The organism is uncultured Paraglaciecola sp., from assembly GCF_913020055.1.
Classification (GTDB): domain Bacteria; phylum Pseudomonadota; class Gammaproteobacteria; order Enterobacterales; family Alteromonadaceae; genus Paraglaciecola.
In genome coordinates this window covers 44,765-69,209 of the sequence record NZ_CAJWCF010000008.1, presented here as the reverse complement: position 1 = coordinate 69,209, position 24,445 = coordinate 44,765, and the positions used below count along the sequence as shown (strand labels likewise).

Genomic DNA, 24,445 nt, shown 5'->3' with positions numbered 1-24,445 from the left:
TTATCGCGTTGGTTATCGTCACCTAAAAAACCATAGGGATCATTTGGGTCGCCTGTTACATAATCCCCATTGTAAGCACTAGAGAAGCTGATATGCATGACATTGGTCGTGGTATTCCAGTCAAAATCAAAGCCAGCTACATTACTGTAACCTATGGCGTTTAATGCTAGCTCAGCCACTGATGAGATATCGGCTTCAATCACGCCTGCCAGATGCTCAATTCCTGGTATTTGACTATGGTTAGCATTATCAAATGTAATAACATCTGAAACTTTTACATTTTCTAATGTTGAATCATAAATTATAATTCCATTTTCTAAGACATCAAGATTTGGAATTGGAATTGGATTGGGTTATGGCCATTTTAATATCCGTCATGATGGATTATTTAATTTTATCGAATCTACGCCTGGTGCAAATGATAGTCATACTGAATTGGCTGTCTACCAAGGGACAGAAAAGTGGATTAATAGAACAGCCTTTAATAGATTAGTACAAAGTAAGTCATAAGCTTGTCGCCATTATTAAGTAATCAATAAATATGCCAGATCTACCCCCACACATAGCCTGACAACTGTTAAATATTGACAAATTATTGCCGCTTTCAGCTCGAGCCCCACAAAAATGCGGCGATAGCGATGTCATTATCCGCTTAGTCAGGTAAAATCCTATTCAAAGTTAACATCAAGTAATGGAACGTCAACGCACCTATTCACTCAGCCTGTGTCAGAAGCGGTCGATGAACTGTTGATAAATCAACGTCACTGACCCTATCGATTGAAGAATTGTTTCAATTTGAAGAATTAAATAATTTACCAATTCCAGACTTGTCTAACAATAATGAAATATTAATGAAATTAGTATGTAATCGAGCAGTTTGTCTGCGAAGTCCCGTTATTAAATTAGGGTTTTCTTTTAGTGCTTTAATTGCCTCATTGATCGTTGCATCATCAACATCAAGCTCACACTTGTAATCTACAGTGAATGTCACAGTATTTGTATTTGAGTCGAAAGGACTTTCCTTATCTCCGCACAAATCAATAAGCATTGCTCGTAAGCTTGGACTAATCGTTTCATCAAATAAATTCCGATATTCTGTAAAAGTCAGACTATCTCTAGCTTCCTTATATGTCTCTGTACTATTACTATAAAAGTTCACGGCAGTATTTCTTAATTCAATGTCAATAATTAGTCTTAACTCGCCTGCAGAGACTAATTCATCGAAAGTGGCTCTATGACGTTCATACCACATCCACTGTGTTGTACGAAATGCATGGATAAGGATTTGTTGATTGGTTTCATTACTAGAACCAGTTAGACCATCAAAAGCCTTCGTTCCTGATTTATATGCTGTGGAGAAATATTTTTCTACTGATCTCGCATATTTATATTCAATCTGAAGATCAGTCAATAATCGTTGGGTATATTCTTGTGAGCGAGCTTCTGTTTTCCTCTCATCATTCCATTCGGTGACCTGCATTCCCAAAAAGATACCCACCACGACCACGATCACATCCAGTCCGACCGCGAACCAATTTTGCTCTTTGATGTGTTGCGTGAAGCGTCTGAGAATCACGAAGTATCCTTATTTTTTATCCATTAATGACAATGTACTGAGAATGTTAGAAATAATCAAATATGGTAAATTTTCACATCACTCTATAGGTCCGTTTAGTGAAATGAAAAGATGATATTTCGCATTCCCCGCCCCCCACCAGTACAGAAAAGTTCGGTGAAGTTCGGCATGGGTTCGGTTCTGATTTTCGTGGAAACTCGGAGAGAAAAACTCTTTACTTTTCTCAAATAAAGAAGACACCCATTATTAAAATGCAGCGCGGCAACTATCTAGACACTCCACCGATATTAATCTAATCATGACACCCAAAATAAAAACGCTACCAAATGTATAAGCTCAGATAAGAGCTACCACCCCTTAGACCAAACACCCACCCCAATATAACAACATCTTAAAACCCATAATTTTTCACCTGTTTTTTGTTTGTCATTTCATCGTCATTTAACTGCAATATTACTGTCACATTCAGCCCTTATGCTCTGCGCAGTTTTTAAATAACAGTAAATCACTGTTATCCAATATTTAGGGTTTGAGGTATGACACGACTGACCAAATTATCTGCCGCGTTTTTAGCCATTTTTATGACAGCTGGAAATAGCGTTGCACAAGAGGAAAAAGCCCTTGAGCCTGCAGTGAAAAAAGCGACTGAAATCAATCAGTCAGCTGTTAAATCCCAACAGAAAATCAATAACATTACCGATCAAATCGATGGCAAATTACAACAATTTAAGGCTATCAATAAAGAAACAACTGGTTTGGATGTTTACAACGGTCAATTGCAGAAACAGATTGATTATCAGCTGCAAGAAATGGCAGATCTAAATGGGTCTATAGATGGTGTGAGTTTGATCGAACGCCAAATCACCCCATTGATGATGCGCATGATCACTGGCCTTGAGCAGTTTGTAGCGCTAGACGTGCCTTTTCTTAAAGAAGAGAGAAGTAACCGGATTAGCGAGCTTAACGCCATGATGGACAGAGCAGATATTGCGCCTTCAGAAAAGTTTCGCCGTGTAATGGAAGCATACCAAGTTGAGATGGATTATGGCCGTTCACTCGAAGCCTATAGTGGTTTACATACTATTGACGGCCAAGAGCGAGATGTGGATTTTTTGCGCGTGGGCAGAACAGCACTCATCTACCAAACCCGTGATGCTAGCTTGCAAGGCACTTGGAACAAACAAACACGTCAGTGGGAGGCATTGCCTTCAAGCTACCGCACCCAAGTCACTAAAGGCTTACGTATGGCCAAGAAACAACTAGCGCCTGACCTTTTAATGCTACCTGTTGCGATGACGGATTAAGGCCATGACTAACATGAAAACACTTCTTAAAAACGTATTACTCATCACTTGTATTGGTTTTGCCTCTCACTCTGTTGTAGCTCAAGAAGATAAAGCGCTGAATTTAGACGCGTTACTCAAGCAACTTGAACAAGGACAATTTGAGCAAAATAAACAAAACCTGCAACGAGAACAAGAATTTGCAGCTAAGCGTTCAGAGCAAGACCAAATGTTACGTCAAGCTAAGCAAGCTCGTGATGCTGCCTTAGCCAAGTCTGAAAGCATGGAAACCCAATTTGAAGAAAACGAATTTAAATTGGCTGACCTAAACGAAGCGATGAACAAACGTTTAGGCTCGTTAAAAGAGTTGTTTGGTGTATTGCAGCAAGTATCGGGCGACACCAAAAGTAAGTTTCAAAACTCGATTATATCTGCACAAATACCAGGTCGTGCTGAGTTCTTAGACGACTTAGCGCAATCAATGGGCGCTTCATCAAAGCTCGCCTCCATTGAAGAAATTGAGCGTGTTTGGTTTGAAATGCAACGTGAAATGACCGAGTCGGGCAAGGTGACTACTTTTACTACTGATGTCATTGAAGCGGGCGGTAACAAGGTAAGTAAAGAAGTGTTACGCGTAGGGCCTTTTGCTTTGGCAGCGGATGGTAAATATCTAGATTATAACGGTACTACTGGTTCGGTTGCTGAGCTTGTGCGTCAACCTGCTGGTCGTTATGGCGACAGCGCCGCAGCTTTGCAGCAGTCATCTGGTGAGTTGATTGAGTTTGGTTTAGACCCTACAGGCGGCTCTATTCTCAAATTATTAGTCCAAGCACCGAGTTTGAAAGAGCGTGTTGAGCAAGGTGGTACTGTTGGTTACATCATCTTAGCCGTTGGTTTGGTTGGGTTGTTGATTGCCATTTGGCGTTTTATCTCCTTGTCTATTGAAGGTGCCAAGGTCAATCGTCAACTTAAGTCGAGTACGTTTAAAAACAACAACGCTCTTGGTCGCGTCATGCAAGCCAAAGATGATTATCCACAAGCAGATACCGAAGCCTTAGAATTACATCTCACCGAAGCGATTTTGGGTGAAGTGCCTAAGTTAGGTCACTCCCTTAGCATCATTAAGGTGATATCCGTGGTGGCACCTTTAATGGGGTTACTGGGAACGGTGTCGGGCATGATCAACACTTTCCAAGCGATAACCTTATTTGGTACTGGTGATCCTAAATTAATGGCTGGTGGTATTTCTACCGCCTTGGTGACCACAGTTTTAGGTTTGGTAGTGGCTATCCCCATGACCTTGTTATACGCAGTGTTAAATACTCGTAACAAGAGCATCGTTTATATATTACAAGAGCAAGCAGCGGGTGTGATTGCCGAGCGTGCTGAAGCACACAACGCAGCAACTAAAGCTTAAATTATCATGATTGAAATTCTCATAGCTGCTCTGGAAACGATTCGCGATTTTACCGAAAGCGGTGGCCAAGTTCTGCTGATCATTGGTGGCTTGATTTTTGTTATGTGGTTAATGATCTTAGAGCGCGTTATGTATGTTTTTGTGACACACAAACAGTACAAACATGCGGTGATTGCAAAGTGGAAATCAAGAACTGAACGTTCGTCTTGGAACGCTGAGCAAATTCGCCAAGGCATGATTTCTCGGGTGTCGTTAAAACTCAGTCGTGGTGTACCGATCATTCAATCATTAGTGGCGTTATGTCCGCTACTAGGCTTAATGGGCACAGTGACAGGCATGATTGAAGTGTTTGATGTGATGGCGATTTCAGGCTCAGGTAACGCACGCTCTATGGCATCGGGTGTGTCTAAAGCGACTATCCCCACTATGGCTGGAATGGTGGGTGCTTTATCTGGTGTGTTCGCTGCGACATGGTTAGCAAGAACGGCAAAAAAAGAAAAATCGAGTTTAGAAGATTCATTGCGCTTAGAAAGAAAATATTAGCAACGTAAGATTTAGCCCGAGTACCGGATAACAAGAGAAAAATATGAAACAGCATTTCCAAAACTTGATGGACGAAGAAGAAGCCACAATCGATATGACCCCTATGCTCGACGTCGTATTTATTATGTTGATATTTTTTATCGTGACCGCTTCGTTTGTGAAAGAAGCAGGTATCGATGTTAATCGTCCAGAAGCGGCCACAGCAGTGAAAAAAGACCGCGCCAACATCTTAGTGGCTATCAGTGACAAAGGTGAAATTTGGATCAACAAACGCAAAGTGGATGTGCGCGCAGTGCAAGCCAACATCGAACGTTTATACGCTGAAAATCCACAAGGTACCGTGGTTATTCAAGCAGATAGAAAAGCCACCACTGATGTGTTGATTAAAGTCATGGATGCATCACGGGCAGCAGGTATTTTAGACGTGTCTATTGCCGCGCAGGAGCCGTAAGCAGCCATGTCGCAGCGTATATCGAAGACTCCGGCAAAAACCATGCCGCAGACTCTATCAAGGTTAGTGGTAGCCATTCTATTGGCAGCGTTTGTCACTTTAGCATTGTTCTTTTTGATGCAGTCATTAATCCAAAGTGGTGGCAGCGCATTAACGGATGCGCCTAAAGGCAGTGTGTTGGATTTTGTCCGGGTGAAGAAAGAGGAAGCGGTACAAAAGAAAGACAGAAAACCTAAAAAGCCACCCAAACCCGAACAGCCACCACCGGATATGGCACCGCCACAAATGGATGCACCTAGTCCAGAAAGTGCAACCAGTGGTATGGACTTTGGAGCGGATGTAGCGGCTGATATCTCTCTTGATGGAGGCTTAGCCTTGGAGTCAGGTGATGGTGAGTTTTTACCAATAGTGCGCGTGGCAGCCGTGTATCCAAGAAGAGCATTACAACGTGGCATCGAGGGGTATGTGGATGTTGAATTCACTGTGTCCAAATTTGGCTCAGTAACCCATCCCAAGGTGATCCAAGCATCACCTGCAGGCATTTTTGATCAAGCGGCGTTAGACGCCACTTTAAAATATAAATACAAACCGCGCGTCGTAAATGGCGAACCCATGGAAGTATCTGGGGTTGAAGTGCGGGTTAAATTCGAACTTGGGGGCTAAAATGGCAATGCATAAATTACTACTTAAATTAGCGGCACCGGTATTAATGACCAGTGTTTTATTAACCAGTATACAAACAAGCGTTGTTAACGCAGAACAGGTAAAAGTAGAACGTAAAACCAAACGTGTGCCTACTTTGCGTTCTAAGGTGTACGATCAATTGTCACGGGCGCAAGGTTTAGCCGATGCCGGTAACCAAGTCGAAGCTTTCGCTGTATTAGACAAGGTTAAGTCTAAAGCCAGCTCAATGAACAGTTACGAACAAGCCATGATGTATAACTTTTATGCTTTTATTCATTATGAAGCTGAAAACTACGACCAGGCTATTGCCGCATTTGAAAGCGTGGTGCAACAACAGCCTATTCCAGAAACGTTCGAACAAGCCACTTTATTTAGCCTTGCTCAGTTGCATATGATGCGCGGCAATTACGACAAAACCATAGCCAAAATTGAACAATGGGAAGCCATTCAAAAGAGTCTATATCCCACTAAAGATATTCCGGCTAAAAACTTGGTATTAAAAGCCCAAGCTATGTATCAAAAACAAGATTATGCAGTTGCTTCTGAATATATCAATGCAGCTGTAGAGCAAGTGGAAAGCAACAACTTAGGTTTTCAGGTAGATGAGCAGTGGTATGTATTACAAAGAGCTGTTTATTTTGAACTTAAGCAACCTGAAAATGTGAAAAATGTATTACTTAAACTAGTCAAAAAATTTGAAGCGCCCAAGTATTGGTTACAACTAGCTGGTATGTACGGTGAGTTAGAACAAGAACAAAAACAGTTAGCCGTAATGGAAATTGCTGAGCAAAAAAGTATTATTGCTAGCGGTTCAGACATGTTTAATTTAGCGCAACTTTATTACTATCATCAAATGCCTTATAAAGCCGCAGCAGTCATACAAAAAGCTATGGACGCAGGTAAATTGATTGAAGATGAACGTAACTTAACGTTCTTAGGGCAATCTTGGAATGCTGCTAAGGAAACTGAAAAAGCGATTCCAGTTATGTTAGCCGCTGCTAAATTATCTAAAACAGGTGAGTTGTATGCTCAACTTGGTCAAATGTACTTGAACATGGATAAATGGGATCTCGCTATAACTGCCTCACAACAAGCCCTAGAAAAAGGTGGTTTGCGCAATGAAGGTATGTCGCATCTAGTTATTGGCATGGCGCAATTTAATGTCGGTGCATACAACGAAGCGCTAAACCAACTGGCTAAAGCTCAAGAGTACGATGGTAGTCGTGGCATGGCACAACAATGGTCTAAATTTGTTGAGGGCGAAAGAAAACAATATGCTAGTTTCGCTTCTGTAGGTAGTTAGTAGTCAGTCTGCACTTTCTAAAAAGCGCCAGATGGCGCTTTTTTTATCAGTAAATCTAATTTAATATAGTGTTACTAATCGCTTTTATAGATGACTGAATATGAAATGGCCCAATCTTAAACATCTACACTATCTGGTTGTGTTGCATCAAGAGCAGCATTTTCACAGAGCTGCACAACATTGCCATGTCAGTCAGTCAACACTGAGTACCGCAATCCAGAATTTAGAGGAGCAGTTTGGATCACAACTGCTTGAGCGAGATCACAAAACCTTTGTGTTTACGCCTTTTGGCCTAGAATTAGTAGAGCGCAGCAAAGCCTTGCTAACAGATGCTCACGAACTGGTCGACTTCGCACAAAGTGCGGGTAATTGGCAAGCTGGTAAACTCAAAATAGGCGTCATACCTACTATCGCCCCTTTTATTTTTGAGGGCTTGATAGGTAAGGTGAAGCAACATCTACCCGATATCACGCTACAACTGCAAGAAGACACCACCGCTAATTTATTGACTCAGCTTAATGAAGGCGGTTTAGATTTACTGATTTTAGCCTTACCTATGGAGACGCCAGGATGTAAACAATTGGTATTAGGCCATGACCCTTTTCATTTAATCGCCCATAGTGATTTAGTAGAAACCTTACCCGTACCCCTAGATGTGGCCGATTTACCCAAAGAAAGTATTTTCTTATTGCAGCAAGAGCATTGCATGACCGGGCACGCTGTTAGCGCTTGCGGTTTAAAACATCGGGAACAAGTCAGTTCATTGACAGCTAGTAGTCTGTATACCCTAGTTCAACTAGCAAATAGTAAACTGGGCTTCACTTTCATGCCTGAGTTGGCTATTCAGAATCATATCTTAAGTACCACCCCCTTAGTTTCGATGCCTGCTGAAGATATGGCTTATCGTGAAATTGGTATGGTTTGGCGCAATGGTACAACTCGAGTGAGATTATTTCGGTATTTGGCTGAATTACTGGCACCCTTAACACCTATTCCCACCCTGACTCGTTAATATTCAAAAAATTTATTTAAAAAAACAAACTTTTTTTCTTTACCCCTCGACTTAATGTTTGAAAAGGGAAAGCACCTTCAATCTGGGAACTAAAAACAGTGTTTGAAAAAAGCGATGAACAGTTAATAACTAAAGCTCTGCAGGGCAATAAACAAGCCTGGCTGAGTTTACTCAAACGCTATGAAAAACCCATTTATAACTACGGCATGCGTATGACGGGTAAAAATGAAGATGCTTTGGATTTAATGCAAGAGGTGTTTATTTAGGTATTTCGAAATTTAGCCAGTTATAGAAATGAAGGTAGTTTTAAAAGTTGGTTATTTCGTATCGCCCATTTTCGTTGTATTGAGTTTTATCGGCGTAAAAAGCCGACTCAAGGCTTAGATGATACCCCTGAAATAGAAAGCAATGAAATTAGTGCAGATGCCAGTATTCATACCAGTCACGAAAATAAACAACTAATTAGTGCGATGCAACAATTACCTTTAGCACAAAAAGCGGTGGTGGAATTAAAGTTTTTTGGACAGTTTACGTTTGATGAAATTGCCGAGCAAACAGGTATTTCTGCCAATACTGCTAAGTCTCGTTTATACGGTGCGTTAGAAAAATTGAAAACCTTAATGGAGGTTGATTATGCCTAAACATGAATCAAAATTGGGCGGAGCTGATTTAGGCAAACCCTTAAATAACGAACAATTATTCGCTCTTTGGTCAGAGCAGCAGCTTAATGAGCAACAGCGCATTGAGTTTGAGCAGCGATGTTTAGAAGACCAGATTTTTTCCAAACAAGTTGAGACATTCAACATGTTCGCTATGCAAAGTGAGCATTATCAAAGTGACGAAGTGCCAAGCTGGGATAGAGCAAGCACTTTTGATATGCCAGAGAAAGCCAAATGGTGGCAGTGGCAAGGGTTGCCAACGTTATCCTTTGCCACGTCTATGCTTGCCATAGTGATGGTATTAACTGGGTTGCAAGTACGCACAGAGGAAGGCGCGATAACGATCAGTTTTGCGGGTAAACAAAGTGAGCAAAAAATTGAAAAATTAGTCAATGACCGAATAACTGAATTTCAAGAAACGCAGCAACTCGCATTAACAAATTACACCCAAACAATGCAGCAGCAACAAATGGATACCAGTACTCAATTGACTCAATATTTACTCGGGGCAAGTCGTAAAGAAAGGCGAGAGGACTTCGCTGAACTTATTAAATATGTAAACGAGCAGCGCGGTGACGATCAAATATTTTATGCGCGTCAATTAAACAAATTACAAAAAAATATGCATGCTAAGCCAGATTTACTCGGCACTGGCAACATTAACGAATGAGGAAGTAATCATGATTATATCGATTAAAAAAACGTTATTGGCGTTGGCTTTTAGCAGCCTAGCTATTAGTCCACTACAAGCTAAAAGTAGTGACACCAATATAAAAGAAGTACGTAATGAAGCAGGCATTATGCTGAATATTCTGCAAGCCTCATTGAAACAACAGAAATCTAATAAAAATATACGTTTTAGAGCGGAATCGGTGTTTTATCTTGCGGATCAAGGTGTGGTTTTTGAAATAGACAGTGGTAGGCACGGTGGAAATTTCTTTGGTTTTGATTTTAATGGGTTAATTAACAGTATCCCCAAGGCGCCAATGGCTCCAAATACTAAAGGTGGCCGTATAGAAATTGATATCGATGAAGATGAAATCGAAAGAATGGTCATGAGTATTGTTGAACATGGCGATCATTTTGATGACGATTTAAGCGACAAAATGCGTGAGTTAAGTGAAGAGCAAAGAGAGTTGGGCTGGGAGAAAAGAGAATATGACCGCTCTCGCAGGGACTTAGAGTTTGAAAAACGCAATGCAGATTCAAATCGCCGCAAAGAGATTGATAAACGTTTTAGTGAACTCGACAGAGAAGTCGCTAAGCTTGAGGCAAAAAAGATGGAATTGGAATCCTTTCGTACTAGCCTAGAAGCTGAACGTAATCAGGAAGTCGCTAAGCGTCAGGCTGCTAAGCATAAATTATATAAAGAGTCTTTATCGATATTTGAAAATACCATAGGTGATATGTTGTGCCGCTATGGTGCTGGCCTTCGGTCTTTGTCCGTTGATGAAAATGTGACCTTTTTATTGTCTGACTTTGTAGACGCAGACAACGACAGTGTGATTGGTTCACACGACAAGGTGTATGTCTTCAAACATAAAGATATACAAGCATGCGTCACTGGGAAATCAAACAAAGATAAATTGTTATTGGCAGCGACCACCTATTTGTTCTGAGTCGCCTGCAACATTTATTCACTTTAAAAGTCAGCTTCAAGCTGACTTTTTTCATACAAACCGATAAGCTAACTGAATATCTGCCACATAATTTATTTGTCTGTACCTGTGGCTTCGCATGTTTTAGTTAGGAATCTATATGTCATCTTCAGTTGTTATAAGTGGTTCAGGTTTATGGAAGCCCGATTTCAGTATTTCTAATGAAGAATTGGTAGTCGCATATAACGCGTATGCAACGCAGTTTAACCAAATAAATAAACTTGCCATTGAACAACAAGAACTGTCTGAAAAGCCTCTTTCAAGTGCTGAGTTTATTGAAAAAGCATCAGGTATCAAGAGCCGCTACGTATACGTGAAAGATGGCATTCTAGACATTGATAGAATGCGCCCAATGATCCCTGAGCGAGCAGAGGATGAATTATCTGATCAAGCCGAAATGGCTATTCATGCCGCTAAAGACGCACTAAAAGCGGCAAATAAAACCGCAGATGACATTGACGCAGTAATTGTGGCTTGTGCCTATACGCAGCGTTCTTACCCTGCTTTAGCTATTGAAGTGCAAGGTGCTTTGGGTATTAAAGGTTTTGCTTTTGATATGTTAGTGGCTTGTTCTGCTGCTACTTTTGCCTTACATCGTGCCTATGAAATGATTGCGGCTGGCACCGCTAAAGCCGTTTTAGTTATCAATCCAGAGTTGACCACGCCACAAGTTAATTTTTGTGACAGAGATAGTCATTTTATTTTTGGCGATGTGGCGACGGCAATGGTGGTTGAAAGTGCACAAACCGCTAAATCAGAACATGTGTTTGAAATACTTAGCACCAAAGCTGTCACGGAATATTCAAACAATATTCGCTCGAATTTCAGTTACGTTAGCCGTGCTAATGACGTTGATCCCTTTGGCGAAGATAAACTTTTCCATCAAGTAGGGCGCAAAGTATTTAAAGAGGTTTGTCCGATGGCCGTTGAGCATATTTCTGAACATTTAGCTCGACACCAGCTTGGTTCTGAAAATGTATCAAGATGGTGGTTGCATCAAGCGAATATCAATATGAATACGTTGATCAGTCGCAAGTTACTCGGCAGACAACCTGACTTACAAGAAGCGCCAATCGTATTAGATACGTTTGCGAATACTGCTTCTGCCGGCTCGATTATCGCGTTTTATCTGAATCACAAAGATTTACAATCAGGTGACATCGGTTTGTTATGTTCGTTTGGAGCAGGTTATTCAATCGGCAGTCTAGTATTAAAAAAACGATAAAGAGCTCACTATGATCGCAACTGTTGGATATGCAATCAGTGCAATTGGTTATGCCTTTCTTTTATTACTGTTATTAACCGTTCGCAAATCTGGATTAGCAAAGTATTTGCTAATTTTAGCCACAGGTGCGACATGTCTATGGTCTGTTGCACCGTTCATTTTTTCCCAGCTATCGGTCGAAAAATTATTACTTTTTGACAATATTAAAAGTTTGTTTTGGCTTCTTTTTCTAGCATCATGTTTAAAAAATAATTTTACTAATATCATTGAAGTGTTAAGTCGAAAAGAGACTTGGTTCATTTTGACTTTGCCGATTACAGCAATTGTAATGCCTTATCTTGGTATTGATAAGGAGTCATGGCGGTTTCTACTGCAGACGGTTATCGCCCTTGAAGTGCTTGTTTTACTTGAGGTTATATATCGTCAGGCCGGTGAAAATAGATGGGCATTAAAGCCATTAATCTTATATTTGGCGGTCATCAGTGTGTTTGAATTTGTCACCTTTGCTAATGCCTTGATGGTGGAACAAATTCATATTAATTACATCGCGGCTAGAGGTTACATCTATTCGGCGATGATCCCCTTTTTGATATTAGCCATTAGGCGAGTCGAAAATTGGGGGGTGGAGATCTATATTTCCAGAGATATAGTGATGCATAGCACTTTGCTGATGGTAGCAGGTGGTTATTTATTTGTAATGGCCATGCTCGGTTATGCAGTTAAGTATTTAGGTGGCGAGTGGGGAGCGACCATACAAGTGGTATTGATTGCCTTGTCACTAGCGCTATTAGCGACATTGTTCCTTTCTATGAGTTTTCGCACAAAAATTAAGGTGTTTATTACTAAACACTTCTTCGCCAATCAATTTGACTATCGACATGAATGGTTAAAGTTAACACATTGCCTAAATACCAAAGAGTCAGACGAAAATGTTTATGCAACAGCATTAAGAGGGTTAACACAGGCAATCGATTACCAAACTGGATGTTTTATTCAGGTTAAAAATGGTGAGTTGAAGGTCGTGGCAAACATTGAGAAACCCAATTTAAATGAAGATGAACAATCAGTGTTATTAGAATTTTCCGAGTTTTTTAAAACAAAAAATTGGATAGTTGATATTGAGGAACTTAGAACCCAACCCTACGTATATGAAGAGCTAAAAGTTAATCATGGCCTGTTAAACGGTGTCTCTTTTCAGCTGGTGGTACCCATATATGATGATGAAGAGTTTTGGGGCATGGTGGTTATGCAAGGTTCAGATAACACCAGCAAAAAACTCAATTGGGAATTAAGAGATTATTTAACTGCGGTGAACGCACAAATTTCGAATTTTTTGTTTCATCATAAAGCAGCGCAAGAATTGGCTGAGAATGCACAATTTGCTGCCTTCACGCGGATGTCTGCATTTATCGTGCACGACTTAAAAAACGTATTGGCGCAAATTGACCTCATTCTGTCGAATGCAGAGCAGCATAAAGATAACCCTGAGTTTATTGCAGATACTTTCGAAACCTTGCAACATACCAAGGCTAGAATGGATAAAATGCTACATCAATTGACTGAAAAAAATGCTTCACAAGATGGATCCGATAGTTTAGTTAGTCTTTCGGAGTGTATTAAGCAAGTTGTTGAACAAAGATGTGCATCCTATTTACCTGCTCCTAGTGTGCTAGTTAGTAGTGAGACCCCAGTGGTGTTAGATAAAGATAAATTAAGTAACGTTATTTACCATTTGGTTAGTAATGCTCAACAAGCAACGAGTGATGATGGTAAAGTTGATATTGGGATAGAATTATCTATAGATGAAAGGTATATGCTGATCAATATTGTGGATACCGGTTGTGGTATGAGCGAAGACTTTATTCGCACACGCTTGTTCAAACCGTTTGATACAACTAAAGGAAACGCTGGCATGGGCATTGGGGCGTTTGATGCAAAAGCCTATTTAGAAAAAATTGGCGGTCAGTTACTGGTGCAGAGTAAGCAACAGCAAGGTACAACTTTTACATTACGAATACCAACAAGCTAAGGGTTTTGACAGATGGATAAAATTTTGGTCGTCGATGACGATTTAGGGATCCAAAAACAACTAAAGTGGAGCTTTTCAGGCTACGAAGTTATTTTTGCCGAAGATCGTACCTCGGCTATTGCACAATTGAGACGTTTTGAACCAAAGGTTGTCACACTTGATTTAGGTTTACCCCCAGATCCCAGTAATGCTACTGAAGGTTTAGCTACTCTAGAAGAAATTTTAGCCTTAGCGCCGCAAACAAAAGTCATAGTGGTAACCGGTAATAATGACAAAAAAAATGCATTAAAAGCTGTAAATTTAGGTGCATACGACTTCTACCAAAAGCCCATCGACTCAGACACTATTCAAATTTTAGTTAGCCGTGCTATTAACCTGTTTAATTTGGAACTGGAGAATCGCCATTTAGCTGAAGTGGCACCTTCAATGGACAAGATAATTGGTCAGAGTGAAGGTCTTTTAGCGGCCAGTAGAAAAGCCGAACGGATCGCGCAGACTGATATCAGTACATTATTACTCGGTGAAAGTGGTACAGGTAAAGAGGTGTTTGCTCGCAGTATTCATGAACACAGTCTGCGTAAAGACAAAGCGTTTGTTGCGATTAACTGTGCTTCTATTCCAGAAAATTTGCTTGAAAGTGAACTATTTGGTTATGAAAAAGGCGCCTTCACTGGGGCCAGTAAAACCACTCCAGGCAAGATAGAAACGGCTCAAAACGGTACCTTGTTTTTAGATGAAATTGGCGATATGCCTATTGGTTTACAAGCCAAAATGTTACGTTTTTTACAAGAACGTGTGATTGAACGTGTGGGTGGGCGATCTGAAATACCTGTGAATATTCGAGTGATATGCGCTACTCACAGGGATATTCCTTCTATGGTCGAAGAACAGACTTTTCGTGAAGATTTATTTTATCGAGTGGGGGAAATTAGCATTATCATCCCACCACTTAGAGAGCGTGATAACGATGTGGTGTTATTGGCCAAAACTTTTTTGGCGCAATACAACGAAGAATTTAAAACCAAACTCAAAGGTTTCAGTGACTCAGCGATAAAAGCCATGAAACAGCATAAATGGCCAGGCAATATTCGAGAGCTGCAAAACAAACTAAAATCAGCGGTGATAATGGCCGAGGGCAGTCATATTCAGGCTGATGATTTGAATTTAACGTTACTTGATGATGGACCCGTTATCGACACGCTAAATTTACGTGAAGTGAGAGAGTATGCTGAAAGTCGGGCAATACGTAATGCCTTTTTGGTGGCAGAGCGTAACATGTCTAAGACTGCAGAATTGCTTGGGGTCACTAGACCGACTTTGTATTCTTTAATTGAAAAATATCACTTAGAAGATGTCAAAACGGGTAGTTAATTAGGTTGAATTGACTGGATTGATTTTATCATGTCAAAAAATGATGTTGTAAAGGCAATCCTAGCTTTTATTACTCTTATCGGTTTTTGGTTCTTGGGGTATGGGTTGAGTCACTTCTTAGCTTTACCTGCCTCATTATTAGGGCTGTTATTATTATTTATTGCGCTTATATGTTTAGGGCGCGTTCCAAGCGCTTTGGCATCTGTCAGTCAATTTTGCCTTAGACATTTATCTTTGTTTTTTATCCCCCCTTTGGTTGCTGCTTGGTTTTACGCTAAACAACTGAGTGATAATTTATGGCTATTTTTATTTGCTGTGATGCTCAGCACCTTTGTAAGTTTGTGTATTACTTCTTGGCTAGGCCAGCGTTTTTTTGGTAGTCCAAATCAGTCAGACCAGCAAGACGATGAAGGTTAATCTAATGGATTGGCCGTCAATGATCGCGCTTGTTTCCCTAGACCAACTATTTTGGTTAACTGCGACTTTATTGGTTTATGTGTTGGCGGTTTGGATCTTTAAATATTTTTCTAACAACATATTGTTACACCCGATAATAGTAGGCGCCATTTTAATTGGTGGAATAAGTTTAGTGAGTCACACTTCTGTGCTCGACTACCAACATTATGTTACGCCAATAAACTGGATGCTTGGGCCTATCACTGTGGCATTGGCAATTCCCTTGTACCAACAGATTAGATTGATATACACCGCAGGCCGCAAAGGCATAGTAGTGATTATTATTGGTGGAGTTATTGCTCCCCTAATAGCAATTGGTTGGTTAGGTTTATTTGATTTTTCAGACCCTGTCAGGTTTTCAGTGTTAACTAAATCTATTACCACACCGCTGGCAGTGGATACCTCTAAAATTATTGGAGGGTTACCCGAACTTGCTGCAGCGGTAGTGGTTATCACTGGTATATTGGGGGTCATGTTCAGCCAATTTATTTTCAAGTTGACTCGTTGTACTGATCCTAGGGCTAAAGGTTTAGCGTTAGGCACTGTCTCCCATGCCATAGGTACTGCTAGAGCATATCAGTTACATACAAAAGCGGGGGCATTTTCCACTATGGCATTATGCGTAAATGGCATACTCACAGCCATTGTTCTACCTGTTGTTTTTATGTTGTTTACATAGCTTTAGATGGCCAGCCAATATAATGGCGTTCAGCTGGTACAGTAACTGCATAGTGTTATCTACTGTTTTGCATTTGAAGATAAATGATTGCCTACTGCCATGACCATGCATAATCGCTTTTTTACCATTCTGTTTGTTGCCGCGCTTTTAGTTGGCTGTTCTGGAAGTTCACTGGACAGTGACACCGACACTCCTACACCCAAAGTACTGGTTAATGCTGGTACAAATCAATCTGTTGATGAACAAACTACTGTAACTCTTAGTGCAGTTGCTAGCGGTCAGACCGACGTTTTGACCTATAAATGGAGTGTGTCACCCACTATCGCTATTACGCAAAGTGATACAGCCTTAGGAACCGCCACTTTTACTGCGCCTGTTGCTACCGATGCACTGACTTATACTTTCACTGTTGAAGTCACTGATGCCAATGGCAATTCAGGCAGCGATTCTGTGGTATATCAAATTAACCCTGTTAATGTGCCACCAAAAGCTGTTATCAACCTTAGCCAATTTAAGGGGCTAGCAATCAATCAGTTTCCGGCTGGTTTTGAAGTTATATTGGATGGCAGTACTAGCTCCGATTCGGATACTTCTGATATTAACACTCCCATTGCGGCATATTTATGGCAACAAACTGCCGGTGAGTCGGTATTAACTGGCATTAGTTTACAAGGTGACAGCCTAGCTTTTATTACACCTATACTGATGGACGCGAATTCAGTCACTATTAGTTTGACAGTGACTGATCAGGAAGGGGCTGAAAATGTTGAAACACTGACCCTAAATATTCAAAGTTCTGCAGATACTTTACCAGCAATTGATGCCGGTATTAGTCATCAAGTATTTACCGGTGAGAGCATTAACTTAAACGGTGCTGCTAGCACCACAGTGGCTGCTTCTGAACCTTTAGTTGTGACTTGGTTAAATGACTCTGAAAATGACCCGCAAATTGAAAATCTTAATCTGTTGCAAACTGTTGCCGTTGCGCCAACAGTCACACAGACAGAAACCGTTACTTTTACGCTAAGAGTTACAGATGCGCAGGGAAATTCAGTTGACGATAGCCTAACGGTTACGATCAAACCGCTGCCAATCCAACCACTAAATGATACTGGGGTTATTTTACAAGCAACTGATTCACAAATACTCAGCGCTTATCAAGCTGATTATCCCGGTCAAGATGGTCAACGTGGCCAAGATATTATCCATGCTAATGGTTTGTCTGAGAAAGCCGGAAGGGGAGACCAAGGTTTTGATTTCACTCGGTTAGATGCAATCGGAGATGAAGTGGATGACGAATCTTCGTCATGGAATTGTGTGCGAGATAACATTACTGGTCTAATTTGGGAGTCTAAAACAGATGTTTTTACTACAACTTTGCACAGTAATAGTCACAGCTACTCTTGGTATCAAACTGTCGAAGAAGGAAGTGTTGATGGTGACGAAAATGGTGCGGCGACTAGTTGTTCTCTGACCAGTTGCAACACCGAAAACTTCATTACCGAAGTGAACACCCAAGGTTTATGTAATTTTAGAGATTGGCGTTTGCCAACACATAACGAATTGTTATCTATATTACATCTTGGTCAAACTTCAGCGCCGATGATTGATACCGATTATTTCCCTAATACTACTGATTCATTAACCCCTCATGTTTGGTATTGGACCCAAGATTCAAGTGCTGACGGTTTTAACAACGATCAAGCGCAAAATGCGTGGGCCATTGATTTTTCGTCGGGAAATGATAATTTTTTAAACAAATCAACTGCAGCGCGAGTGCGGCTAGTTAGGGCAGGGCGATAACATGAGAATACTCTTCCTTTTTTGTTTTTTTGTATCTTATGTGGCTTCAGGCCAAACATGTTTACCTACTTTTGATACAAGCGCCCAGACAGATGAATTTGTAGATAATGCTGATGGTACTGTCACAGATGAATCATTGGGCTTAATTTGGATGCGTTGTAGTCTTGGTCAAACATGGGTTGATGAAACCTGTACTGGTGATGCGAGTGAGCTGACGTGGCAACAAGCTTTACAAGCAGCCCATGGTTACGAATATGCAGAGCAATTAGGTTGGCGTGTGCCAAATATGAAAGAGTTAGCCAGTTTAACCGAGCGCAGTTGTGTGCGCCCTGCCATTAACGAATTGTTTTTTCCAAATACCTCCTCAGATGACTATTGGACTTCTACCCCTTCTGTTATCGATCCCGATCGCGCATGGGTGATTGCCTTTTTTAACAGCAGTAATTCTCTTAAAGATAAACGCTTATTTGTTTTTACTCGTTTGGTGAAAACTGCAGATTAACCTAAGTTTTGTCTGTCTTGTCTGATCTTATATTGCTTTTATTCTGTTTAAAGGCACACTAACATCGGACTTACAATTATCGGAATTTTATGCGTTTTCTAGTTTTAACTTTATCTGTATTGAGCATGGTGGTTAACACTCAGGTTCAAGCCAAGACCGATTGTGAGGTGTCACTCAATTATGGTGTGGTAGTGAACGGTAAGCATATTAGAGTGCTAGATAAGGGAGGGCGATCTGTTTACCAAATTAATCATCCAGCACAACTTATAGTGAAAGGTGAATGGATTGCTCTAAATGAGCAACAAGAGCTTGAACTCACAGAGTTGTCTACAGGTATACATCAAGTTGTGCCTAAAATGATTTTGCTGGCAAACGAAGGTGTAGAGCTAGCCATTGAGACCATTGAGCAAGTTTACGGCGGCTTAGTTAAAGACGATAAAAGTCAGAAGAAACTGCAAAAATCTCTTAAGCGGGTTCAAATGAGCGTCAAAGAAAAGTTTATTCGCGCCAATGATAACTTCTATATGGGACCCGGCAGACTAGAGCAAGTCGATGACTTGGTCGATCGTGAGTTGGAAGAACAGCTAGAAGAGGCAATCAGTACTTCTGTTGGTGGTATTTTATCCGCTATAGGAGGGTTGGTGGCAAATGGAGAGGCAGGTGAAGAAAAAATCACTGCCATCGCTAAAAAATTAGAAACTATGGGTGAAGAAATTGGTCAAAACGTAGGCCCGAAAGCTGAAAGTCTGAAACTTAAAGCCCAATGGTTTTGTAATAGATTCAAAGAGTTAGATAAGGCTGAAGATAGACTTAGAGCCTCGATTAAAGAATTACAGCCATACAACGTGTTATTAACAGGCACCAATGCTTATCTTGATGAATAGGGTGTCATGCCTATAATCATCTGACTCTTGAACTACACCATCATTTCCAAAAGTGTATTTAAATACCGTCTGCCTAAAGGTGTGACTTGCCATTCATCATCTGACTCAACTAACAAACCTCGCTTGATTGCAATCTGTAAGTTTTCTTCGGTTTTATTATCTAAGGGTAACCCCGTAAAGTCTGCATAATCTGACTTAGGGCAGGGCTCAAGTAAACGAAAGCGATTCATAAAAAACTCAAAGGGTAAATCTTCGCTAGGCACCTGTTTTTTATCGCTTGTATAACTGCGGGTTAAATCCATATAACCTTTGGGATGTTTGACTTTAACCGTACGAATTATCTGACCTTCGTTAGCTAGGGTGATTTTACCATGGGCGCCACAACCAATACCTAAGTAGTCACCAAAACGCCAATAATTTAAATTATGCTGACATTGTTGGCCTGGCTGACTGTATGCGGATATTTCGTACTGTTCGAATCCTGCTTGTTGAAGTAATGCATCACCCTGTTCTTGAATATCCCATAATAGCTCATCTTCCGGTAATTTAGGCGGTTTGGAATGAAACTGGGTATTAGGTTCAATGGTCAATTGATACCAAGATAAGTGTGGTGGATGTTGGGTTATAGCTGTATTCAAATCAAACAAAGCATCGTCTAAAGACTGCTTAGGTAAGCCATGCATTAGATCTAGGTTAAAACTATTTAGACCTATACTCTTAGCCAATGTTGCGGCTTTAAGCGCCTGATTTTCATCGTGAATACGCCCTAAGGCGGATAGTTTTTCTGGCTGAAAACTTTGTACACCAATGGATATACGGGTAATGCCAGCTTTGACATAATCTGCAAAACGTTGGCTTTCTACTGTGCCGGGATTCGCTTCCATGGTGATTTCAGCGTCGGCTAATAGGTTAACCCTATCTTTGACCCCGTCTAATAGGCTTTTAATTGACTGGGCTGAAAACAAACTCGGTGTGCCACCACCAATAAAAATACTGTGAATAGCTCTGTCGCCCACCAATTTAGCATCTTCAGCCAAATCATCTAGTAAGTGGCTGACATATTCAGTTTCTGGCAATACCTGTTGTTTTTGTCCGTGAGAATTAAAATCACAATAAGGACACTTTTGCACACACCAAGGAATATGGATATACAACGAAAGAGGCGGTAGTTTTAAACTATGAGCTTGTGACAAGTCGTTAACCCATTTTATTGTGTAGTTGGGCTAACAGCAGTTTTAACGCTTTACCGCGGTGGCTTAACTCATTTTTTTGTTCGGGCAACAATTGAGCAGAGCTACAGTTTTGTTGTTCGACCCAGAAAACAGGATCGTATCCAAAACCATTTTCACCATGTTGTTCACTGGTGATTTCGCCAGCCCATTCACCTTGGCAAATAATAGGCGTGGGGTCATCAGCGTGACGCATAAAAACTAATACACATAGAAACTTGGCTTGGCGTTTGTCTTTAGGCACATCAGCCATAGCATCAAGTAATTTAATGATATTGCTCTGATCTGTAGCTTGCTCACCAGAATAACGTGCAGAATACACTCCGGGCGCACCACCTAGGGCATCAACCGCTAAACCCGAGTCATCGGCGATTGCCGGTAAGCCTGTTTGTTTAGCCGCATGTCGTGCTTTGATGATGGCATTTTCGACAAAGGTACTACCCGTTTCGGCCACTTCACTCACGGCGAATTCGCTTTGAGGTAATACTTCAATACCTAAGCCCGACAACATACGAGCAAGCTCTTTAACTTTACCTTTATTGCCAGTTGCTAGTACTACTTGTTTACTCACGTATATTCCTTCGGTTTGATTTCGGTGTTGCCTAATGCTGTTTTCTATATTTGTAATTGTTTATACAAAGCCCTACTATCAGCACAGAAAACTTCCCATAATTATATCACTTTTCAAGGACGTAAAATGAAATTATCCCTACTCGTATTATCTTTATTTTCGAATGTTTTAATCGCAGATACAGCGTTATCATCCAGTGTTGAATTAGTTGAAACTGTTATTCCAGCCAAAGCCATCGAACGTGTGCCTCCTAAATATCCTACTCTTGCAGCTCGAAGCGGCAATGAAGGATGGGTTCAGATTAGTTTTGTTGTGGACGAAAACGGTGCAGTGGTGGATCCAATTGTTGAAGACTCGTCTGGTATTCGTGGTTTTGAAAAGGCTAGTTTACGCGCCATTAAACAATGGCAATATTCGCCTGCTATTCGCGATGGAGAAAAGATCGAACAGTGTCGCAACAGTGTGCAGCTTGATTTTAGATTAGATAAATCAACAAAGGGCGGCAGAAAACGGTTTGTAAGAGAATATAGAAAAGCGACAGAGGCACTAAAAACTAACGATATCCTTCTGGCAGAACAATTGATTACTAAAATGGGTGAAGAAAAAATTTGGAATAGTTACGAAGACGCATGGTTTTGGATGTTGAAGTCTAAGGTCGCCAAAGCACAAGGCCAGGTAAACGTTCAATTAAATAGTATTAAGCGAGTTGTCTTTTCTGGTAACAGCAGTAAACACATTGGTGAGGTCGCTTTCCTCAACCTTCTTCGTCAAAAGTTTGTTTTAGAAATTCAAGCATCATTATTTTCAGATGCGTTAAATACATTTACCCAAATTGAACAGCAACCTAATAGTGATAAAGTTGTCAGTTTCTTAGAACAATATGCAATCCAAGCTCGGCAGATTTTAAAAGATGAAGACTATATTGTTGTCCAAGGAAAAATAGATAGCGATGGTGATTGGTGGCACTCTCTTAGTCGAAACCGTTTTAGCTTCAGTGATATATCAGGCACATTGGATTCTGTAGAACTGCGTTGTGCAAATAAGAGAGAAAAGTATACCGTAGCAGAAAATACTGAGTGGAAAATCCCTGAAAGTTGGGGGCGCTGCAGAATCATGGTAGTGGGTGATAACCAAACGAATTTCAACTTAGTTGAAATTCGCCAAGACGCTTAGCTCATAGCCTGAAAAAATTAGGACGGGGCCTTTTTACCTCGACCTTTATTTTTACGCTTTTTGATTTTGGCGGTACGTTTAGCTTTAATAACCGCCTTTTTAGTCTTATTACTGACTTTTTTCTTAGTCGGTGGTTTGGCTTCTTTGTTGGCAGGACGTAATTCGGCAATAATCCTGCGTTTTAACACTTGTTCTGTGTAACGTTCAATTTTTGGCACTATGCCAATGTCGTGAGCTTCTACGATAGAAATTGCCGTGCCTTTGTTACCGGCACGTCCTGTACGACCAATACGGTGCACATACACGTCGGCTGTACGTGGCATATCATAGTTAATTACATGACTAATATTGTCTACGTCTATGCCTCTAGCGGCAACATCTGTGGCGATCAATATCTTTACATCACCGGTGCGAAATCGCTCCATAGCTTCGTTACGTTTGTCTTGTGGCATTTCTCCCTGCAACCAACAACAGTCAATATCGACTGATTGTAATTGGCCGACTAAGGTGGCTAAGCGTTCTCGCGTTTTCACAAACACAATAGCTGTTTCTACTTGGCTACTTAGGATATGAGTTAACAAATCCAGTTTATGTATAGCGTCATCTGCCAGATGGATCCACTGGTGGATAATACCTTTCTCTTTACGGCTTGAATCTGCTTCTAATTCAACTGGTTCGTTTAGCAATTCATCAGAAAAACGAGCAATACCCGAGCCTTCAAGTGTGGCTGAAAACAACATGGTTTGTTTGCGCCAGCGTGCTTCTGCAGCAATTTGGTTTACTACAGGTGAAAAGCCCATATCCAACATACGGTCAGCTTCATCTAAAATAAGACATTCGATATCACGGCAATCAAAACTTTCTTTTTCAATATGTTCGAATAAACGACCCGGTGTGGCGACCAAAATATCCAGATTTTTTTCTAACAAATCACGGTCAGTACCGTAGTTGATGCCACCTGTGATCACACCACATGCGATATGAGGTACATATTTACTGATAGCTTTGGCTTGTTCAAAAATTTGTAATGCCAATTCTCGGGTTGGGGTGAGGATCAAAATCCGCGTCGAGCCCGGTTGACGTCTTGGGTAATCCAATAAAAATTGGCAAGCAGGTAATAGAAATGCTGCTGTTTTTCCTGTACCTGTTGGGGCAGAGGCTAATATATCTTTGCCATTCATAGCTTCGGGTATGACCAGTGATTGGATACTGGTTGGCTCTTTATAACCTAAGTCCGCTACTGCGTGAATTAGGTCATCGTCTAGTTCTAATTGATCAAACATGTATGTTTAAGCCTTGTTTTATCGTTGGCTTGGGAATTGTGGGGGATTATAAAGCAGTGAAGGGGGAAATGCTTATGCATTTTTAAGTATGGGCCGAGCATACCTTCATCTTGAGCGGCGGCGCTTTGTATTTATCTAAACAAAAAAACGATTCGTCAAAAGTGTTTTTGCCTTACAGCAGCAAAAAATGTACTGCTGTAGGCTACTGGGCTTAGTGTATTTGCAAGTTGGTTTTGCAGAGTATTCTCTGTATGTAACTTGGGTAATCCAATAAAAAAGAACAAACTAGAACGCTACAAACCCTATCTTATTTTGTAGTCCATTTACCACTTACCCAAAGGTAATGACCAGAGCTAGTCTTTTCATAAGCTTTCTGAGCGGCTAATTTTTCTATTTGTTGCAAGGTAATACCATTTTTCGCCGCGAGTTTTAAATACACTTCTTTGCGCTTAGCGTTGATATCATCTACTAAACTTTGTGTCTCAGCTTTTGCTATCACTAAACCTAAATAGCCATTATCTTTTTCGCCCACTAGACCTTGGTCTTTCGCTTCACCTAAACCTATAGCGAAAACAAAACTGCTAAATAGTAAACTGACAATAACAAGGGATTTAAAAATTATTTTGGTTTTCATAAAGTTATTCCTAAATTGGC

Annotated in this window: 25 protein-coding genes and 1 pseudogene; 20 read left to right on the top strand and 6 right to left on the bottom strand. The window is 40.7% G+C overall.

Annotated elements, in window-relative coordinates; genetic code table 11:
- The coding region (locus tag QZ488_RS03340) for a hypothetical protein (protein WP_293746230.1) at positions 1 to 203 on the bottom strand (203 nt) is incomplete at its 3' end.
- A gap of 145 nt (positions 204 to 348) precedes the next feature.
- Here QZ488_RS03340 and QZ488_RS03335 point away from each other — a divergent pair.
- Positions 349 to 510, top strand: coding sequence for a hypothetical protein (locus tag QZ488_RS03335; RefSeq protein ID WP_293746228.1), 162 nt, complete (start codon positions 349 to 351; stop codon positions 508 to 510).
- A gap of 280 nt (positions 511 to 790) precedes the next feature.
- Here QZ488_RS03335 and QZ488_RS03330 read toward each other — a convergent pair whose 3' ends face one another.
- Entirely contained in the window at positions 791 to 1,576 is a 786-nt protein-coding gene (locus QZ488_RS03330; RefSeq protein WP_293746226.1) for a hypothetical protein, read from the bottom strand.
- 536 nt (positions 1,577 to 2,112) lie between these two features.
- On the opposite strand from QZ488_RS03330, the gene QZ488_RS03325 reads away from it, so the two are divergent.
- From QZ488_RS03325 to QZ488_RS03240, 18 genes and pseudogenes are all read left to right on the top strand, one after another.
- Positions 2,113 to 2,880, top strand: a complete 768-nt coding sequence (locus tag QZ488_RS03325; protein ID WP_293746224.1) for a DUF3450 domain-containing protein — start codon at positions 2,113 to 2,115, stop codon at positions 2,878 to 2,880.
- A gap of 13 nt (positions 2,881 to 2,893) precedes the next feature.
- Entirely contained in the window at positions 2,894 to 4,276 is a 1,383-nt protein-coding gene (locus tag QZ488_RS03320; RefSeq protein WP_293746222.1) for a MotA/TolQ/ExbB proton channel family protein, read from the top strand.
- 6 nt (positions 4,277 to 4,282) lie between these two features.
- Positions 4,283 to 4,819 (top strand): MotA/TolQ/ExbB proton channel family protein, encoded by a 537-nt coding sequence (locus QZ488_RS03315; RefSeq protein ID WP_293746220.1) that lies wholly within the window; start codon positions 4,283 to 4,285, stop codon positions 4,817 to 4,819.
- Positions 4,820 to 4,862: 43 nt separating this feature from the next.
- Positions 4,863 to 5,270 carry a biopolymer transporter ExbD gene (locus QZ488_RS03310; RefSeq protein ID WP_293746218.1) on the top strand — a complete coding sequence of 136 codons (408 nt, stop codon included), beginning with the start codon at positions 4,863 to 4,865 and terminating at the stop codon, positions 5,268 to 5,270.
- Positions 5,271 to 5,276: 6 nt separating this feature from the next.
- A complete protein-coding gene (locus tag QZ488_RS03305; protein ID WP_293746216.1) occupies positions 5,277 to 5,933 on the top strand; it encodes an energy transducer TonB in 657 nt (218 codons plus the stop codon).
- Between the two features lies 1 nt (position 5,934).
- On the top strand, positions 5,935 to 7,257 hold the full coding sequence (locus tag QZ488_RS03300; protein ID WP_293746215.1) for a hypothetical protein: 1,323 nt from the start codon (positions 5,935 to 5,937) through the stop codon (positions 7,255 to 7,257).
- Between the two features lie 100 nt (positions 7,258 to 7,357).
- Positions 7,358 to 8,269 (top strand): hydrogen peroxide-inducible genes activator, encoded by a 912-nt coding sequence (locus QZ488_RS03295; RefSeq protein ID WP_293746213.1) that lies wholly within the window; start codon positions 7,358 to 7,360, stop codon positions 8,267 to 8,269.
- A gap of 98 nt (positions 8,270 to 8,367) precedes the next feature.
- Positions 8,368 to 8,910: pseudogene (locus tag QZ488_RS03290) on the top strand (sigma-70 family RNA polymerase sigma factor).
- The gene (locus QZ488_RS03285) at positions 8,903 to 9,598 is read left to right on the top strand and encodes a hypothetical protein (RefSeq protein ID WP_293746212.1); all 696 of its coding nucleotides are present in this window, start codon (positions 8,903 to 8,905) and stop codon (positions 9,596 to 9,598) included. Before QZ488_RS03290 ends, QZ488_RS03285 begins: the two are co-directional and overlap by 8 nt.
- 10 nt (positions 9,599 to 9,608) lie before the next feature.
- Positions 9,609 to 10,547, top strand: a complete 939-nt coding sequence (locus QZ488_RS03280; protein WP_293746211.1) for a hypothetical protein — start codon at positions 9,609 to 9,611, stop codon at positions 10,545 to 10,547.
- A gap of 139 nt (positions 10,548 to 10,686) precedes the next feature.
- Positions 10,687 to 11,811 (top strand): beta-ketoacyl-ACP synthase III, encoded by a 1,125-nt coding sequence (locus QZ488_RS03275; RefSeq protein WP_293746210.1) that lies wholly within the window; start codon positions 10,687 to 10,689, stop codon positions 11,809 to 11,811.
- Positions 11,812 to 11,821: 10 nt separating this feature from the next.
- Positions 11,822 to 13,840, top strand: a complete 2,019-nt coding sequence (gene prsK, locus QZ488_RS03270) for an XrtA/PEP-CTERM system histidine kinase PrsK (RefSeq protein ID WP_293746209.1) — start codon at positions 11,822 to 11,824, stop codon at positions 13,838 to 13,840.
- 12 nt (positions 13,841 to 13,852) lie between these two features.
- On the top strand, positions 13,853 to 15,211 hold the full coding sequence (gene prsR, locus QZ488_RS03265; RefSeq protein ID WP_293746208.1) for a PEP-CTERM-box response regulator transcription factor: 1,359 nt from the start codon (positions 13,853 to 13,855) through the stop codon (positions 15,209 to 15,211).
- Between the two features lie 30 nt (positions 15,212 to 15,241).
- A complete protein-coding gene (locus tag QZ488_RS03260; protein ID WP_293746206.1) occupies positions 15,242 to 15,628 on the top strand; it encodes a CidA/LrgA family protein in 387 nt (128 codons plus the stop codon).
- 4 nt (positions 15,629 to 15,632) lie between these two features.
- Positions 15,633 to 16,346: an LrgB family protein gene (locus QZ488_RS03255; protein WP_293746204.1), complete on the top strand. Its 714-nt coding sequence runs from the start codon at positions 15,633 to 15,635 to the stop codon at positions 16,344 to 16,346.
- A gap of 87 nt (positions 16,347 to 16,433) precedes the next feature.
- Positions 16,434 to 18,149 (top strand): DUF1566 domain-containing protein, encoded by a 1,716-nt coding sequence (locus QZ488_RS03250; RefSeq protein ID WP_293746202.1) that lies wholly within the window; start codon positions 16,434 to 16,436, stop codon positions 18,147 to 18,149.
- Between the two features lies 1 nt (position 18,150).
- Positions 18,151 to 18,651, top strand: coding sequence for a DUF1566 domain-containing protein (locus QZ488_RS03245; protein WP_293746201.1), 501 nt, complete (start codon positions 18,151 to 18,153; stop codon positions 18,649 to 18,651).
- Between the two features lie 89 nt (positions 18,652 to 18,740).
- Entirely contained in the window at positions 18,741 to 19,535 is a 795-nt protein-coding gene (locus QZ488_RS03240; protein ID WP_293746200.1) for a YggN family protein, read from the top strand.
- A gap of 32 nt (positions 19,536 to 19,567) precedes the next feature.
- Here QZ488_RS03240 and hemW read toward each other — a convergent pair whose 3' ends face one another.
- Together hemW and QZ488_RS03230 are read right to left on the bottom strand one after the other, a co-directional pair.
- Positions 19,568 to 20,728 carry a radical SAM family heme chaperone HemW gene (gene hemW / locus QZ488_RS03235; RefSeq protein ID WP_293746199.1) on the bottom strand — a complete coding sequence of 387 codons (1,161 nt, stop codon included), beginning with the start codon at positions 20,726 to 20,728 and terminating at the stop codon, positions 19,568 to 19,570.
- A gap of 4 nt (positions 20,729 to 20,732) precedes the next feature.
- Positions 20,733 to 21,335: an XTP/dITP diphosphatase gene (locus QZ488_RS03230; protein WP_293746198.1), complete on the bottom strand. Its 603-nt coding sequence runs from the start codon at positions 21,333 to 21,335 to the stop codon at positions 20,733 to 20,735.
- 126 nt (positions 21,336 to 21,461) lie between these two features.
- Here QZ488_RS03230 and QZ488_RS03225 point away from each other — a divergent pair, with 126 nt between their 5' ends.
- Positions 21,462 to 22,508: an energy transducer TonB gene (locus tag QZ488_RS03225; RefSeq protein WP_293746197.1), complete on the top strand. Its 1,047-nt coding sequence runs from the start codon at positions 21,462 to 21,464 to the stop codon at positions 22,506 to 22,508.
- A gap of 17 nt (positions 22,509 to 22,525) precedes the next feature.
- On the opposite strand, the gene srmB is transcribed toward QZ488_RS03225, so the two are convergent.
- Positions 22,526 to 23,791, bottom strand: a complete 1,266-nt coding sequence (gene srmB / locus QZ488_RS03220; protein ID WP_293746196.1) for an ATP-dependent RNA helicase SrmB — start codon at positions 23,789 to 23,791, stop codon at positions 22,526 to 22,528.
- A 307-nt stretch (positions 23,792 to 24,098) separates the two neighbouring features.
- A complete protein-coding gene (locus tag QZ488_RS03215; protein WP_293746195.1) occupies positions 24,099 to 24,425 on the bottom strand; it encodes a YdbL family protein in 327 nt (108 codons plus the stop codon).
- Between the last annotated feature and the right edge of the window lie 20 nt (positions 24,426 to 24,445).

What these genes read in the sequence shown, in the direction of transcription:
- QZ488_RS03325 (WP_293746224.1), top strand. Translation starts at nt 2,113, where the DNA reads ATGACACGACTGACCAAATTATCTGCCGCGTTTTTAGCCATTTTTATG.
- QZ488_RS03320 (WP_293746222.1), top strand. Translation starts at nt 2,894, where the DNA reads ATGAAAACACTTCTTAAAAACGTATTACTCATCACTTGTATTGGTTTT.
- QZ488_RS03315 (WP_293746220.1), top strand. Translation starts at nt 4,283, where the DNA reads ATGATTGAAATTCTCATAGCTGCTCTGGAAACGATTCGCGATTTTACC.
- QZ488_RS03310 (WP_293746218.1), top strand. Translation starts at nt 4,863, where the DNA reads ATGAAACAGCATTTCCAAAACTTGATGGACGAAGAAGAAGCCACAATC.
- QZ488_RS03305 (WP_293746216.1), top strand. Translation starts at nt 5,277, where the DNA reads ATGTCGCAGCGTATATCGAAGACTCCGGCAAAAACCATGCCGCAGACT.
- QZ488_RS03300 (WP_293746215.1), top strand. Translation starts at nt 5,935, where the DNA reads ATGGCAATGCATAAATTACTACTTAAATTAGCGGCACCGGTATTAATG.
- QZ488_RS03295 (WP_293746213.1), top strand. Translation starts at nt 7,358, where the DNA reads ATGAAATGGCCCAATCTTAAACATCTACACTATCTGGTTGTGTTGCAT.
- QZ488_RS03285 (WP_293746212.1), top strand. Translation starts at nt 8,903, where the DNA reads ATGCCTAAACATGAATCAAAATTGGGCGGAGCTGATTTAGGCAAACCC.
- QZ488_RS03280 (WP_293746211.1), top strand. Translation starts at nt 9,609, where the DNA reads ATGATTATATCGATTAAAAAAACGTTATTGGCGTTGGCTTTTAGCAGC.
- QZ488_RS03275 (WP_293746210.1), top strand. Translation starts at nt 10,687, where the DNA reads ATGTCATCTTCAGTTGTTATAAGTGGTTCAGGTTTATGGAAGCCCGAT.
- prsK (WP_293746209.1), top strand. Translation starts at nt 11,822, where the DNA reads ATGATCGCAACTGTTGGATATGCAATCAGTGCAATTGGTTATGCCTTT.
- prsR (WP_293746208.1), top strand. Translation starts at nt 13,853, where the DNA reads ATGGATAAAATTTTGGTCGTCGATGACGATTTAGGGATCCAAAAACAA.
- QZ488_RS03260 (WP_293746206.1), top strand. Translation starts at nt 15,242, where the DNA reads ATGTCAAAAAATGATGTTGTAAAGGCAATCCTAGCTTTTATTACTCTT.
- QZ488_RS03255 (WP_293746204.1), top strand. Translation starts at nt 15,633, where the DNA reads ATGGATTGGCCGTCAATGATCGCGCTTGTTTCCCTAGACCAACTATTT.
- QZ488_RS03245 (WP_293746201.1), top strand. Translation starts at nt 18,151, where the DNA reads ATGAGAATACTCTTCCTTTTTTGTTTTTTTGTATCTTATGTGGCTTCA.
- QZ488_RS03240 (WP_293746200.1), top strand. Translation starts at nt 18,741, where the DNA reads ATGCGTTTTCTAGTTTTAACTTTATCTGTATTGAGCATGGTGGTTAAC.
- QZ488_RS03225 (WP_293746197.1), top strand. Translation starts at nt 21,462, where the DNA reads ATGAAATTATCCCTACTCGTATTATCTTTATTTTCGAATGTTTTAATC.
- srmB (WP_293746196.1), bottom strand. Translation starts at nt 23,791, where the DNA reads ATGTTTGATCAATTAGAACTAGACGATGACCTAATTCACGCAGTAGCG.
- QZ488_RS03215 (WP_293746195.1), bottom strand. Translation starts at nt 24,425, where the DNA reads ATGAAAACCAAAATAATTTTTAAATCCCTTGTTATTGTCAGTTTACTA.